Consider the following 13,467-nt stretch of genomic DNA (forward strand, 5'->3'; position numbering starts at 1 on the left):
TCGGGGAGAACAGAGTTAGGGCATTACAGGTATGGCCGAGACATTCGCGGCAAATCCCAGCGAGATTGCCGGTCTGAGCAATCTTGTCACCTCGATCGCCGGGGACGCGCTGCTGGCGTCCAGCTTCGTGGCCAAGGAGGGCAGGGCGGCCGATTGGCTGCACGGGCCGATCATCGACACGCTCACGACCTATATCGACGACGTAGCCGAATGGATGTCGCGGCGCCACGCGGTACTCGGGAACACCACACTGGGCACCGGCACCGAACTCAACAAGGCCGCCTGGATGTACCACAACCAGGATCAGAAGACCTATGCCGAGCTCAACGCGCACACGGAATCCAATATCCCCTCCGATGACAGCATCGAAAAAGCCGGTGTGACCGCGCAATACGTCGGCGCTGCGACCTACTCGAAGCCGGAATCCGTCAAATACGAGGCACCGGTGGCGAACAAGGAAGAGCTCGCCGGTCTCATCGCCGATGTCTTCCCCGTGCTCGGCAGCGTGAACGAGTCCATCAAGAGCATCACTCGCGCGGCGGGCACCGAATACGATCCGCTGGTGACCTGCTTGCAGCCCATCCCGGGCAACTGGTCCGAAATCCGTAGGCTTGGCGAGGTTTACAAGGCCGCAGGAAACGGGCTGGAGGCATGCGGCAAGAACCTCGAAGCCGGCGTGAAACGGATCGATGGCAGCACTGACGGCAAGCCCAATTGGGACGGTAAGGCCTCGGTGGCCTTCAGTGACTGGGCGTCCAAGCAGATCGCGGCAATGAAATGGGAGGGCCCGGTCGGGCGGATCGTCAGCGATTGCGCGGGCAGGGTTTCCGATGAGATCAAGAACGGCATCCGGCGGATCCTGAACGGGCTGTGGGGAATGCTCAACAAGTATGTCGACTTCGACGACATCAAGGGCGCACTCAAGTCGGTTGCCAACATCTTGTCTGCGGCCGTGCCAGGCCTCGGCGCTGCTCGAATCGCCAAGCTGGCCTATGACATCGGCGTGATCGTCAGCACCGCATTCGATGTGGTGAAGCAGATCAGCGAACTCGTCGATACCTTCAAGCGGCTCCTCGAGATCATCAAGGACCCGATAGGCCAGCTGAAGGAGAACGCGAAACAGAAGCTGGACGAGGCCATCGCGCCGGTCAGCAAGAAGATCGATGACGCGACCCGTGCGGCGACTCTGGCCAAGGACATCGAGCAGATCTCGCACTACGGCGATTTCACCAACCGCCCCACCGAGGCATATGACTCCGGGTCCGGTGCCGCACCATGGGAGAACGCATCATGACGCGACCGCAGTGGGACAGCATGCGCGAACCCGATCTCGATCCCGAGGTGGAGGCGATGGCGCGGAAAGTCATGGCAGCGGTGGACAACCTGCGCACCGCGACCATCCGCCTGTCCGATATCGACATCGATCAGCTCTTCGACGGTGCGACGGAGGTGACCGAGGAGTTCATCTCGATGGTCGCCGGCATGGATACCGCATCACCAGCGCTCAAGGCCTATGCCGAACGCGTGGCCAGCGGCGAATGCCGTTGGAGCGAGATCGAGACCCGCGCGCATCCCATGCCACCTGAAGTCGCCGAGATGAAGGACTCGCCACAGTTCACCTGGAAGTGGACACCGGAAGCGTCGCAAGTTCCCGCCGCGCCAACGGAGCTCCCGTGGTCGCCTACCCGCCGCCCGCGTCCGAGCGACAATGTGGTCGGTCCCAGCGACTGGCCGGACGACTTCGAGGAGTACCCCGAGGAAAGGCCTTGGCGCTGAACGGCAGCGGACTGTGCTGGAACGTTCGATGGTGCCGTTAGAGTCGGCGGCGCACTGCCCGCACGGTCGAGGAGTTTGAAGTGGGTCGGTCCGACAGGCTGCTAGGCCCGATGTCGCTGGTGTGGACGCTGGGTGTCGCCGTCGCGACCGTAGCGTTCATCGGGGGTGCGCTGAACCTGGGTGCCGCGATAGTCCGGTGGACCGATTCGCAGCTCGCCATGGCGTTGTATCTTCCGGTGAGCACGTTCGCGGGCATCGGTGCCTGGATGCTCGTCCTGTCCGCGGCATGGCGGTTGCGCCGCAGCTACCTGCGGCGGGCGGGAACCGAGGTCCCGGCGGTAGTCGTCAAGTCCGAATTTCGGCGCAAATACCGTTCGGGCACGCTCAATTACGATCTGTGGCGGCTGAAGGTCGAAGCGCGGTTCGCCCACCCGGAGTTCGGCCGGGATCTCGTCGTCCGGAAAGAGTTCCTCTATCCACAGTTTCGCGAGACCAAGGCACGTGCGTTGGCCGAGCGGCTCAGCGTCGACTCCTCGGTACCGCTGCTGGTCCGAAAGAACGCCGCGCTGTTCGACATACCCAAACGTCCCACCTGGACCGACATCTGGTGAGCGAAGAATCCGCCACGCCCGAACAACCCGCATCTGCCGGGGGATTCACGTGATCCGGCTGAGCTCGGTGCACATCCAGTTACCCTGAGGTGATGCGATTCCCGGTTCGTAGGTATGTCCTGGCCGTACTCGCTGCCGCCGCGTCGACGACGCTGGCATGGTCGAATGTCGCGGCGGCACCGCCGATCCAGCCGGTCGCGGCTCCGTTGGGCGGTGATTTCCTCTGGGGCGTGGCCAGTTCGGGGTTCCAGTCCGAAGGGCATGCGCCCGACAGCAATTGGACCCGCTACCTCCCGAATCACCCGGACTACGACGCACTGCACGACTCGGTGGACTTCTATGACCGCTACGCGTCCGACATCGATGCGGCGGCTGCCCTCGGTGTGCGGGTGTTCCGGATCGGGATCGAATGGGCTCGACTGCAGCCCGCGCCCGGCGTGTGGGACGAGGGCGCGTTCCGGTTCTACGACGGTGTGCTCGCGAAGATCACGCAGGCGGGGATGCGGCCGATGATCACCCTCGATCACTGGGTGTACCCGGGGTGGGCGGTGGACCGCGGCGGGTGGCGCAATCCGGGCATGGTGGGTGACTGGCTGGCCAACATGCGCACGGTGGTGGATCGCTATGCCGGCCGTGATCCGCTGTGGGTCACGGTGAACGAGCCGGCGGCCTACATCTCGCACGAGGTGCGCAGAGGCAAGGCCGATCCCGGCGAGATGCTGGACCGGCTCGCCCAGGCGCACAACGCCATCTACGACCACATCCACCAGGTGCAACCCGGCGCTCGAGTCACCAGCAATGTCGGCTATGTCGCTGGGGCGGAGACGGAGGTCAACGGCGCGTTCATCGATCGCGTCGCGGCCCGGCTCGACTATGTCGGCGTCGACTACTACTTCGGCTTCGATCCGGTGCAGTCGGTGCTGGGCTCGGCGACCAGGGCGCTCGGCTCGGCCGTGCCGAACCCGCCGGGCATGAACATCTGGGATCTGCCGCTGCGCACCGAGGGCATCTACTATGCGCTGCGCCACTATTCGCAACGCTTCCCCGGCAAGCCGCTCTACATCGTGGAGAACGGCATGCCGACCGAGAACGGCCGTCCCCGAGCCGACGGGTATTCGCGCAGCGATCACCTGCGCGACACGGTCTATTGGATTCAGCGCGCCAAGGCCGACGGCATGAACGTCATGGGCTACAACTACTGGAGCATCACCGACAATTACGAATGGGGCAGTTACACACCGCGATTCGGGCTCTACACGGTCGATGTGCGCACCGACCCCTTGCTCACCCGTCGACCCACCGACGCGGTCGGCGTCTACACCCAGCTCGTCGCCGCGGGTGGCGTGCCCGGCGACTACCGGCCGACGCGCGCACCGGCGCTCTGCATTCTGGTCGATCCGCCCGCCAGCTGCCTGACTCCCGTCGCGGCTCCGTAACCGTTTGGGCCGCACGATGATTACCCCGGAGGTAATCGACCCGCATCCCTCCCGATGCCACGGTAGGTACCGTACCGATCGAAAACGGAGGATGCCATGCCCGCCTACGCCATCGCACATCTGCGTAATCCCGCGCCGCACACGGATATCGCGGAGTACATCGAGCGGCTGCCCGAGACCCTCGCACCGCATGGCGGACGCTATCTCGTGCACATGAAGGAGCACGAGGTGAAGGAGGGGAGCTGGCCGGGCGCGGTGGTGATACTCGGATTTCCCGGCCTCGCCGAGGCGCGGGCCTGGTGGGATTCGCCCGCGTACCAGGAGATCGCACCGCTGCGTTCGCGGCATATCGACGGCGACATCATCATCGTGGAGGGCGTCGCCGACGACTACACCTCGACCGCGGCCGCGCAGGCGATGCGGGCGAGTCTGGCCGACGCCTGAGCCCGTCACCGCGGTGGCGGCAGGTTGGCGATCTGAATCGGCTCGGGCGCCCTGGTTCTCCCCGTGAGCCGTCACCCGTCGTGGCCGATGATCTTCGAATGGCGCAGGGCTCGCAGCGTCGCGGAGGTCATGCGGTCGCGCAATTGCCCGACCCGCGCGCTCCACTGTCTGGTGAAACCGGGATCGTCCTCCAGACCCGCCCACAGCGGCCGCAGCCGCGCGGCGGTGTGCGCGCCCGGCATCCACAGCGGCACCAGCTGATCCAGCAACAGCGCGAGTTGCTCAAGCGCGGGCTCGGTCTCGTGGCCGGTCGGTCCACCGCGATCGGCCACCTGACCGATGGTGGTGAGCAACCAGTCGTGCATCGCGAGATCCTCGCAGAACCGCTGTGCGACAGCGACATCCCGGGCGCTCACGGTCAGCCGTACCGAGCGCGATGTCGCTCCCGCCAGATGAAAGGCGAAGTGAGGCTGCTGATCCGGCGCCGTGGACACCTCGACCGACCACCGCAATCGGGTGGCGCCCGCGCGAAAGGGCGGCTTCTGGTCCAGGCGCGGATCGACGCCGGTGAAGGCGGACATGCGCTGGCTGATCGAGGTCAGGTCGAGTTGGTCGGCACCGCGCGAGTGCAGGTGGCCGTCCGCGATTCGCGCCGCCGGCTCGGCGCCGAGCGCGCTCACCGCGTCGACGGTGCCCGGCCTGCTCAGGTAGTACGACCACGGTTGGCGGTCCCGCGCCCGCGTCACCATGGTGTGCGACGAGCCCTGCAGCACCCGCCCTCCGGTTACCACCGTGCGCGAGGCGACGGTGCCTATGACGTGAATGTGCCTGCCCGACACTGGAATCAGGTCGCAGTCGACCCCTTCGAACCGATTCGGGGAGACTACAAGCGGCATCGGCCTCGCGCGTGCGGTCACCGCGATACCCCGGCGCACGGCACTCAGCAGTTCGATGCCCGCCGTCGTGTCCAGCACGGTGCGCGACGGCAGCAGACAGGTGTGGATCTCACCCAGCACGACCAGCGGAGGGCCGTCGGAGCACGCCGGGCCCTCGCTCACCTCACGCTCCTGTCGCGCGGGCGCGCGTGCCGACCTCGTCGACGAACAGGTGCGACAACCGGCCGGTGACCTCGCGCGGAATCGTGATCCGCTCGCCTGCGGCACGTTCGACGGCCTGCGCCAGCACCTCCTGGTCGATAACGATGTGGTCCAGGATGGTCTGCGCCGCGTGCTCGATCTTGACGTACTCGCGCGGCAGGATGGACAGCGCGCAGTATGCCTCGAACGGTGCCGCCTGCGGATTCAATTCGACCACCGAGGGTAGCTCCGACCAGCGCCGCGGCCACGGCCCGCCGTGCGACTGCGGCTCGACCACGACCTTGCCCTCGTAACGCACCATGCCCAGGCGCAGCAGTTGCCAGATCGCGGCCAGGAACGGGCACGACCACCGGGTGTGCTCCTCGCCGTCCTTGTCGATCTGGCTGTTCCACAGCTCGATGTCCAGGAAGATGGTGTGCTCGCGGGAGACGAACTCCTCGGGCCTGCGGTATTGCGCCACCTGCGTGGCCTGCCCCGAATCGTGTTCGCAGGAGCGGCGTCCGTTGCACAGCCAGCCGGATTCGACATCCGGTGGCCGCCGCCCCGTCGTCTGTTTCAACGGTTCGGCGACGACCCAGGACGCGACCATCTCGGCCAGCTCGATCTGCTGTCCGGTCATGCGGCCGTTGACATACAGCGGCGTTTCCCAGCAACCCGCTTCGCGCGCAAGGTAGTCGATGCGCAACTCGCATTCCTCGGCGATGCCGAGCACCCTGGGCAGGATCTCGTCGGGTTTCGTGTGCGCGCCGAAATAGTCGTCGATCAGGAAACACGTACTCACGCGGGCGGATTCGCCGTATTCGGCTCTGGCGTCGGCGGTGTACAGGTCGACCAGCCTGGCCACCTTGCGGAATTGGCTGCGAATCTTGTCCTCGCCGTTCACCAGGCTCTTCATGGCGAAGTGCCCGGTCTCGATGGACAGATGCGCGAAGTTGACCCCGGCCACCTGGGCCTGCTCGATAGCCTCGCTGTAGACGGTGACACCGTTCATCGTCAGTAGAACCTCTCCCAGGCCGCGTCGTCGACCTCGACCACGCCCGAGCTCAACCCGCACTCGAACATCAGCGCGGGACTTCACTGATCGAGTTCGAGCCATCCCGCCCACTCCACCGCCGAGTATCGTCTCGGTAGCAGGCCGCCGACCGCGAGCGCCATGGGTTCAGAATCTGCCGCCGTGGCTGGATTCTCATGGATCGCAGCCTTTCCCACTCGGACAACGGTGTTCGAGGTCAGCTGATGATCTGACCATTCTCATTGTCGAGGACTGCGCTGAAGCCGTAAACCCGGAAATCGCATCCGGCATGCGAGCGTCCGACCATGCCTGCGCCACAGTGGACCACATCCTTGTGGATCGGCGGCCGCGCGAGTACACCGCACGCGGGCAGCGCCAGGTTCGGTCGATGCTCACCCCTGGCCGCGAGACCGGCACCACGGGCTGATCATTTCCAGACCGATCAGGAGGGACCGAACTGGACCGACCACGATGCGACGCGGGCGCGACGCCCCCGGTGGTCGGCGTGCTCAGCTCGCAGGATCGCCTGGAACCTACGCTGCTCGCCGCGGCGAGCACGCCGGTGCGCTTCGAGGTCGAGGCCGTAGCTCTGGCCGAAGGCGCCGACGGCGTCGTGGCGTTGCTGATCGATCGGGGCAGCCGTGCGCGTACCCGGGTTCGGGCGGATTACGTGCTCGGTGCCGATGGTGCGAATTCCGCTGTCCGGCAAGCCCTCTGCATCGGCACCACCGGCCCCCGGCCTGCTCCGCCGTGCGACCTCGGTCGTCTTCGACGCCGACCTGCCGCGATTACCCGCGCGCACGGTTGACGCGCACCCCGAAATCCGGCCGGCCGAATTCCGGCCGCCCGAGTGAAGCCACACCTGAACTATCCCCCGTATTTCGAGAAATGGCTCCGCGTCGGCCGCCCGGATACCTCACTTATAGGGGCCTGGATTCGATCACGAACCGGACCAGAAAACATGCCTACCAGCTATAAGACCAGCTAGACCTACTCGACAGCGGTTGTCCGTCAAGGCGAATTGCGACCGACGTGTCCGATTCCACACCGCCCGCGACCATTCCGGCCAGTAACACTCGAGAGCCCGGTCACGACGTTCTCGGTGACGCATGGCCCGCGGGGGGGCCTTGTCCGTCACCTTGTCGGTAATTGATTGGGGATAAGGACATGGCTTTTCGCGAGTTCTTCGCGCGACATCGGATCGCCTCGGCGGTCGCGGCGCCCGCGGTGCTCGGCGTGGCGGCGGCGGTGGCCGCCACGTTCGCACTGACGTCGTCACCACAGACCAGGGATACTCAGCTCACCACGTCGGTGACCGAGTGCCGTGACATGGTGACGATCTCGGTGGCCGGACGCAACGACACTCCGGTGGCGGGGACCACGCGACTACTCCTCGACGCGGAGGGCAAGGAACTGCCCGCCGCGATGGCGGGCGACCACAACAGCGAATGGGTCGACCCGGTGGTCAACGCGCCGAACGGGCAGGTCGATCCCGGCTCGTACGCCGCGGTCTACATCGCCTATCCGGCGAACATGGCCACCTACGAGGACGCGGTCAACGCCGGTGCCGCCAACACCGAGCAGGTGATGCGGGAGATCTCGAAGGCCTGCCCGGACACCAAGTTCTCGATCGTCGGCTACAGCGAGGGCGCCGATGTCGTGCGCCGCGTCGCGCAGAAGATCGGTCACCAGGAGGCGGGCCAGGACGGCACGTACGGGATCGTCGATCCCGACGATGTGCTCGGTGTCGTGATCCTCGCGGACGCGGGACGCGGCGCGGGCGACGGCCCCTTCCCCGGCGCCAAGGATCCGTTCGCCAATCCCGACGGCTTCGACCAGAAGTATCAGAACGGCAAGAACCCCGTGCCGGGCCAAGGCGCGTTGCCCGGCACCAGTGGCGATTTCGGCAAGCTGAACGGCAAGATCGCCTCGTTCTGCTCCGACGGCGACCTGACCTGCGCCGCGCCGGAGAACATTTCGCTGCTGCAACTGGTGGTCAACGTGGGCAGGCAGATCAATGTCGACGCCCTGGAGCGTGACGGACTGACCCCGGCCACCGGGCAGGACGTCGCGGTGGTGCTCGGCAGGATCGCGATGACCGCGTTCGCCGATATCGCCGCCAACCCGAACTGGATGAAGAGCGACGAGACCTTCCTGCAGGTGCTGTTGAAGGTCTCCGATCCGGCGTACAAGCCGGGCCAGCCGTCGACCACACCGGTCAAGGCCGACGCGATCGCGGCCGACGACATGTCGCCGCTGGCCTACCTGCCGCAGAAGATCCTGAACGAGATCGTCGGGCTGATCGTGACGAACCAGAACACGATTCCGGTGGTGCTGAGCGATCCGTACAAGCTCACCCTCGGCCCCGACCACACCGGCCATCACTTCGACTACTGGAAAGACGCCGACCCGGCCAACGGCAAGCCGCTGACCTCCGCCGAGTACGCGGCGGCGTGGATCACCCACCTGGCCAAGCAGGCGCAGGAGGGCAAGCAGATCGACAAGAACGCCAAGCCGGAGCAGGCCGACGTGGAGGCGGTGTACAAGGCGGCCGCGGCCACCTCGACCAGCAAGTCCGCGCCGACCAGCAGCACGACCACGGCGCCGACCAGCAGCAGCGCCGCGCCCACGGTCAGCACGTCGCCCACGACGACGGCGCCGACCACGACCCCGTCGCCGTCGGTGACCCCGACCACCACGGTCGCACCGCAGGCGACGACGACCACGGCGGCGCCGTCGGAGATCGCCGCGCCGATCACCACCTCGCCGAGCGGATCGGCAACCAGCACAACATCATCGGCCCCGACCACCACGACCGGCACCGCGGCACCGGCCAACTGAGTTCGGCACACCCCGCTGGGGCAGGCGAACGACGCCACCGGAGTACCGGTGGCGTCGTTCGTATTTTCCTGAAAAATATTGCCCTGCAATGGAATCCATAGCGAAGAAAACTCGGATGCGGGTGCGTCCGGTTCGGCATAGGGTCACTGCCATGCGGTTGCTTGTGCCCTATCACCTCGATGAACGGCTGCCGGAACTGGACGTGCCGATCGACCCGGACGCGGTGCTCACGACACAGCTGCCCGAGCACGCGAGCCCCTGGGAACGGATGGCCGTGCTGTACGAGGAGGTGGCCCAGCGGGTAGCGCGGTCGGCGCTGCTGGGGGAGCGGCCGGTGGTGGCGTCCGGGGATTGCACGACCGCGCTCGGGGTGGTCACCGGCTTGCAGCGCGCGGGGATCGACCCGGCGATCGTCTGGTTCGACGCCCACGGCGACGTGCAGACGTTGGAAACCTCGGCCTCGGGGTATCTGGGCGGCTTCCCGCTGCGGCTGCTCGTGGGGTATCGGCGCGAGTTGCTTGCGGATCGAATCGGCCTGCGCGACATCGCCGAAGAGCGGATCCTGCTGGTGGACGGGCGCGACCTGGACCCGCCGGAGGCCGAGTACCTGCGCACCGCGCGGATCCGGCAGCGGCCGGTGCACGATCTCGTCGAGCTGCCCGACGGTCCGCTCTACCTGCACCTCGACTGTGATGTCGTGGACCCGGGCGAGCTGCCCGGCCTGCTCTATCCGACACCGGGCGGGCCGAGCCTGCGCGCGGTCTCGGGTGCGCTGCGCGGCATTCTCGGCACCGGGCGGGTCGCCGCCTTCGGCATCGCATGCACGTGGCACGCGGGACAGGGCGCCGCCGAGCACGCGCGGACGCTGGTCGACGCGGTCTGAGCCGGACGGCCCGAGGCGACCGAAAAACGCCGATGCCCCGAAATTTCGGGGCAAGTGGCCTGGTCGTCGCATCGCGAAGTGGATCTGTCGGATGATCCGATCCCCTGTATAAGCTCCCGTTGATCGAAAGCGAGTGGAGCATGCCAGTACTTCTAACCTGCCACAGTGCGCCGTGCCGACCGGTGGTCGTTCGATGACACAGCGCGGGTGGGCATTGTTCCTCGCGATGGGCGTGATCTGGGGCGTGCCGTACGCGATGATCCGAATCGCGGTGGCGGACTTCGACCCCGTGGTGGTCGCGTTCGGCCGGACCGCGATCGGCGCGCTGGTCCTTTTGCCGATCGCGTGCTACACCAAGGCACTCGTGCCCGTCTTACGCCGGTGGCGGCCGCTGCTGCTGTACACGGTGGTGGAGATCGTCGGACCGTGGCTGTTCATCGGGTTCGCGGAGACCACGTTGAACAGTTCGACCGTCGGCCTGCTGATCGCCGCGGTCCCGTTGATCGCGGTGGTGATCGTGACCAAGCTCGGCCACGACCGCTTCGACCGGCGCCGGGTCACCGGGCTGCTGGTGGGCTTCGCGGGCGTGACGGCACTGGTCGGCCTCGACATCGACCTGTCCGATCCGGCCGCCATCGGCGCGATCGCCCTGACCACCGTCGGTTACGCCCTCGGCCCGATCGTGATCAACCGCTCGCTGTCCGACCTGCCCCCGCTCGGCGTGGTGACGGCCTCGCTGCTCATCGCCGCCGTGGTGTACGCGCCGTTCGCGGTATTGCGCAGGCCGGCCAGCTATCCCGCCGATGCCACCGTCTCGGTGCTCGGTCTCGCGCTGGTGTGTACCGCCGCGGCGTTCCTGCTGTTCTTCGCGTTGATCTCGGAGGTCGGACCGGCGCGCGCGACGGTGATCACCTACATCAACCCCGCGGTCGCCATCGTGCTCGGCGTGAGCGCGCTCGGCGAACCGCTCACCGCGGGCATGGCGATCGGCTTCCCGTTGGTGATCCTCGGGTCGATCCTCGGCACCGCACGCAGCCGTGCGGTCCGCGAGGACGCGCTGACCTGCTCGCCCGCCGCCCCCGAGGCCGCGGCGCAATTGCCCGAGCGACAACCGCCGGACCAGCAGCCGGACCTGTCGGTGCGCGGGTGAATGATGGTGCGGTGGTCGATCATCCGCACGCTCCCGACGTAGCCGTCACCCGCGCCTCCTACGACGAGATGGCCGAGCTCTACACCGCATTCGCCAAGGGACATCTCGAGGCCAAGCCGTTCGATCGCGCGATGCTCGGCATCTTCGCCGAGCTCGTGCGCGGCCGGGTGGCCGATATCGGTTGCGGGCCGGGACGTTTGACCAAGCACCTGGCCGGGCTCGGCGTCGATGTGCTCGGCATCGATCTGTCCCCCGAGATGATCCGCATCGCCCGGCGGCAGTATCCGCGACTGTCCTTCGAGGTCGGTTCGATGGAGCGGCTGGCGCTCGCCGACGGCTCGCTCGGCGGCGTCCTCGCCTGGTATTCGCTCATCCATCTGCCGCCCGAGCGCATGCCCGATGTGTTGCGCGAATTCCATCGGGTACTCGCACCAGAAGGACACGCGCTGTTGGCTTTCCAGGCACTCGACGGAGCCGAGCCGGTGTCGGCGTTCGACCACAAGGTGGCTCGCGCCTACCGCTGGTCACCCGAGCGATTGGCCGAGCTGCTGCACGAGGCGGGCTTCGCGGTCCGCGCCCGGCTCCACCGGCAACCTGACCCGGATGAACGCTTCCCCGAGGGCTGCCTGTTCGCCGTCAAGCTTGCGCAATAGGCGCACAGAGCCCCGCGGGGCCAGGTATTTTGGTGATGTCGCGCAGGATTCATGGCTGCGCGCGGCCCACCCGACAATGTGGTCGATTCGCTTGCAACCCACACCACTGTCGTCAGGGGGCGACCAACCATGGAACTCATCGCACCGGTCGATGCCGTCTTCCTCCTCGCCGAATCCCGCGAACACCCGATGCACGTCGGCTCGCTCCAGCTCTTCGAGACACCCGAGGACGCGGGCCCCGACTTCACCCGGCTCACCTACGAGAAGTTGTTGGCGGCCAAGGAGATCGACTCGACCTTCCGCAAACACCCGGCCACCCTGTTCGGCGCACCACAGCTGGTGTGGAGCCGCGCGGCGGAGGTCGAGCTGGAGTATCACCTGCGCAGGCTCGCACTACCGCGCCCCGGCCGGGTCGACCAGCTGGTCGAGCTCGCGTCCGGGCTGCACAGCACCCTGCTCGACCGGCATCGCCCGCTCTGGGAGATCTACCTGATCGAGGGCCTGGCCGACGGCCGCTTCGCGGTGTATTCGAAGATGCACCACGCGTTGATCGACGGTGTCTCCGCACAGCGCGTACTCCAGCGCACACTGACCAGCGACCCGGCCGAGACGCAGGCCCGGGTGCCGTGGAATCTGCCGAAACGACCGCGCCGTGCGCACCCCGAGGCAGCGGGCGGCCTGCGTGGCGCGGCCCGAAACCTGTTGTCCGCCGCGGGAACCGGGGCGGCCATGGCGCGGGTGGCGCGCCAGGTGCTGGTGCGCCAGCAACTGACGTTGCCGTTCGAGGCGCCGCGCACCATGTTCAACGTGCCGATCGGCGGCGCCCGGCGCACCGCCGTGCGATCGGTGTCGCTGGAGCGGATCAAGCAGGTGAAGAAGGCCACCGGCTCGACCGTCAACGACGTGGTGCTGACCATGTCCTCGGGCGCGCTGCGCTCCTACCTCGCCGAGCGAAACGCGTTGCCGGACAAGCCGTTGATCGCGATGGTGCCGATGTCGCTGCGCGCGGCCGACGACACCGAGACCAACGGCGTGAAGGTAGGCGCGGTGCTGTGCAACCTCGCCACCGATATCGCCGACCCACTGCAGCGGCTGCAGATGGTGAGCGAGTCGATGCGCAAGAGCAAGGAGGTCTACGGCGGGCTGTCCAGCGCGCAGACGATGGCGCTGTCCGCGCTGATGCTCAGCCCGCTCGCGCTCACCCTGCTCCCCGGTCTCATCCCGCTCACCACGCCCGCGTTCAACATCGTCATCTCGAACGTTCCCGGTCAGCGCGAGCCGATGTACTGGAACGGTGCTCGCCTGGATGCCACCTACCCGATGTCGATCCCGTTCGACGGCCAGGCCGTCAACATCACCCTGACCACCACCGCGGACAACCTGGACTTCGGCGTTGTCGGCTGCCGTCGCTCCGTGCCGGAGCTCCCGCGCCTGCTCGACCATCTGGAGAACGCACTGACCGAGCTGGAGGAACTCGCCGTCTGAAAGACCTATCCCGAGCAAAACTAGAACGTGTTACTGTCAGATGATGGTGCACCGACGAGTCGAGGAAGCCGCGGCCGCG

General features: G+C 66.9%; 13 protein-coding genes. 11 read left to right on the forward strand and 2 right to left on the reverse strand.

All coding sequences use genetic code 11. The features are described from left to right. Nucleotides 1-31 precede the first annotated feature (31 nt). From F5X71_RS35825 to F5X71_RS35845, 5 genes are all read left to right on the forward strand, one after another. Entirely contained in the window at nt 32-1,294 is a 1,263-nt protein-coding gene (locus F5X71_RS35825) for a hypothetical protein (protein ID WP_167465964.1), read from the forward strand. Next, nucleotides 1,291-1,776, forward strand: a complete 486-nt coding sequence (locus tag F5X71_RS35830; protein WP_167465965.1) for a hypothetical protein — start codon at nt 1,291-1,293, stop codon at nt 1,774-1,776. Before F5X71_RS35825 ends, F5X71_RS35830 begins: the two co-directional genes overlap by 4 nt. An 80-nt stretch (nt 1,777-1,856) precedes the next feature. Next, on the forward strand, nt 1,857-2,387 hold the full coding sequence (locus tag F5X71_RS35835; RefSeq protein ID WP_167465966.1) for a hypothetical protein: 531 nt from the start codon (nt 1,857-1,859) through the stop codon (nt 2,385-2,387). 92 nt (nt 2,388-2,479) lie between these two features. Continuing rightward, nucleotides 2,480-3,823 carry a family 1 glycosylhydrolase gene (locus F5X71_RS35840; RefSeq protein ID WP_167465967.1) on the forward strand — a complete coding sequence of 448 codons (1,344 nt, stop codon included), beginning with the start codon at nt 2,480-2,482 and terminating at the stop codon, nt 3,821-3,823. 96 nt (nt 3,824-3,919) lie between these two features. Then, nucleotides 3,920-4,267 (forward strand): DUF1330 domain-containing protein, encoded by a 348-nt coding sequence (locus tag F5X71_RS35845; protein ID WP_167465968.1) that lies wholly within the window; start codon nt 3,920-3,922, stop codon nt 4,265-4,267. Between the two features lie 71 nt (nt 4,268-4,338). Here F5X71_RS35845 and F5X71_RS35850 read toward each other — a convergent pair whose 3' ends face one another. Together F5X71_RS35850 and F5X71_RS35855 are read right to left on the reverse strand one after the other, a co-directional pair. After that, nucleotides 4,339-5,325 (reverse strand): SCO2521 family protein, encoded by a 987-nt coding sequence (locus F5X71_RS35850; protein WP_167465969.1) that lies wholly within the window; start codon nt 5,323-5,325, stop codon nt 4,339-4,341. A gap of 1 nt (nt 5,326) precedes the next feature. Next, the gene (locus tag F5X71_RS35855) at nt 5,327-6,355 is read right to left on the reverse strand and encodes an SCO2522 family protein (protein ID WP_167465970.1); all 1,029 of its coding nucleotides are present in this window, start codon (nt 6,353-6,355) and stop codon (nt 5,327-5,329) included. Nucleotides 6,356-6,881: 526 nt separating this feature from the next. Between F5X71_RS35855 and F5X71_RS35860 the strand changes: the two genes are divergently transcribed. The 6 genes from F5X71_RS35860 to F5X71_RS35885 all read left to right on the forward strand — a co-directional run bounded on the left by F5X71_RS35860 (nt 6,882) and on the right by F5X71_RS35885 (nt 13,388). After that, nucleotides 6,882-7,184: an FAD-dependent monooxygenase gene (locus tag F5X71_RS35860; protein WP_203218244.1), complete on the forward strand. Its 303-nt coding sequence runs from the start codon at nt 6,882-6,884 to the stop codon at nt 7,182-7,184. A gap of 359 nt (nt 7,185-7,543) precedes the next feature. Continuing rightward, nucleotides 7,544-9,217, forward strand: coding sequence for a cutinase family protein (locus F5X71_RS35865; protein WP_167465971.1), 1,674 nt, complete (start codon nt 7,544-7,546; stop codon nt 9,215-9,217). Nucleotides 9,218-9,368: 151 nt separating this feature from the next. Continuing rightward, complete coding sequence (locus F5X71_RS35870; RefSeq protein WP_203218245.1) at nt 9,369-10,100, forward strand: arginase family protein; 732 nt, start codon at nt 9,369-9,371, stop codon at nt 10,098-10,100. A 193-nt stretch (nt 10,101-10,293) separates the two neighbouring features. After that, on the forward strand, nt 10,294-11,250 hold the full coding sequence (locus F5X71_RS35875) for a DMT family transporter (protein WP_167465972.1): 957 nt from the start codon (nt 10,294-10,296) through the stop codon (nt 11,248-11,250). Then, nucleotides 11,247-11,903 (forward strand): class I SAM-dependent methyltransferase, encoded by a 657-nt coding sequence (locus F5X71_RS35880; RefSeq protein ID WP_203218246.1) that lies wholly within the window; start codon nt 11,247-11,249, stop codon nt 11,901-11,903. Before F5X71_RS35875 ends, F5X71_RS35880 begins: the two co-directional genes overlap by 4 nt. A 129-nt stretch (nt 11,904-12,032) precedes the next feature. Continuing rightward, nucleotides 12,033-13,388: a WS/DGAT/MGAT family O-acyltransferase gene (locus tag F5X71_RS35885; RefSeq protein WP_167465973.1), complete on the forward strand. Its 1,356-nt coding sequence runs from the start codon at nt 12,033-12,035 to the stop codon at nt 13,386-13,388. Nucleotides 13,389-13,467 lie beyond the last annotated feature (79 nt).

Origin of the sequence: Nocardia brasiliensis, assembly GCF_011801125.1 — a bacterium.
Taxonomy (GTDB): domain Bacteria; phylum Actinomycetota; class Actinomycetes; order Mycobacteriales; family Mycobacteriaceae; genus Nocardia; species Nocardia brasiliensis_C.